The organism is Pseudomonas sp. RIT-PI-AD (genome assembly GCF_025642785.1).
Classification (GTDB): Bacteria; Pseudomonadota; Gammaproteobacteria; order Pseudomonadales; family Pseudomonadaceae; genus Pseudomonas_T.
The window spans coordinates 1-1,119 of sequence record NZ_JANZKU010000064.1; the positions used below are offsets into that span (position 1 = coordinate 1).

Annotated in this window: 1 protein-coding gene; it reads right to left on the minus strand. The window is 65.8% G+C overall.

The genetic code is table 11. The features are described 5' to 3' along the window. Positions 1-1,119: type VI secretion system tip protein TssI/VgrG (gene tssI, locus OGL92_RS22030; protein WP_263148012.1), on the minus strand; the 1,119-nt coding region annotated here is incomplete at both ends.

Sequence of the window (1,119 nt, forward strand, 5' to 3'; positions counted from 1 at the left end):
CACTTCCTGGCCGATCCGCGGGATGTGCACGCCGCCGAAGCCCGACCCCGCCCAGGGGTGGGAAACCCGGATCCAGCAGGAGCTGTTCTCGTCCTTCTTGCCGTAGCGGTCCCAGACGAACTGCACCTTCACCCGACCGAATTCGTCGGTGTAGATCTCCTGCCCGGCCGGCCCGGTGACCACCGCCGTCTCCGGCCCCATGGTCTGCGGCTTGGGGGTGATCCGCTCGGGCCGGAACGGCAGGTCGGACGGGTGGGTTTCCAGCTTGATGCGCAGCACGTGGCTGTCGGAGCTGGAGTTGGACTCGTAGTCGTTGTCGCTGAACTGGTAGTCGGTGGCGACGATCAGGTACTCGCGGTTCTGGCTGCCCACCGGGTGGTTTTCCAGGGTGAACAGCCGCCCCGGCGCCATGCCCCGCGCACGCCCCGCCGCGTGGCCGCGCTTGTGGGCGCTCTGCAACTCTTCCAGGCGCATGCGCGCGTAGAACTCGCCCTCGTCGAGGTTGGTGTAGCCGCCCGGGTAATCGAAGACGTCGTAGCTGCCGTGGGCATGCTCGGCGGCGGTGTCGCGCTGCACCGCCAGTTCCGAGCGCGGCATGGTGAAGTTGTAGTCGTGGGCCATGAACTTGCCCGGCTTGACCCGCCCGCCGGCCGCCCAGTTGTCCAGGTGGTCCTTGTCCGGATAGGTGAAGTCGGGGCCGTAGTAAGGCACGCTTTCATAGCCCGGAAAAGGATGGCAGACGCCGATGTCGTCGGTGATCACCAGGGCGTGCTCGCCCGAGCTGTGGTCGAACCAGAACCAGATGCCCTCGTTCTCCAGCATGCGCATGACGAAGTTGGCGTCGCTCTCGCGGTATTGCACGCAGTATTCCCAGGTGCGGTAGCTGCGGGTGAGGACGAAGCGCGTTTCGAAGGGGTACTGGGCGAGCACCTGCTTGACCATGTCCGGCACGGTCTTCTGCTGGAAAATGCGGTAGTCGGTCCGGCGGGTGGCGTACCACAGCCAGGGTTTGACCTGGGCCTCGTAGAGGTAGTAGCGGCCCTGCTTGCCCACCGCGCTGAAATGGATGCATTGGCCGTTGAGGTAGCGCTTGGCGCCGCCCGGAAGCTCGATCTCCAC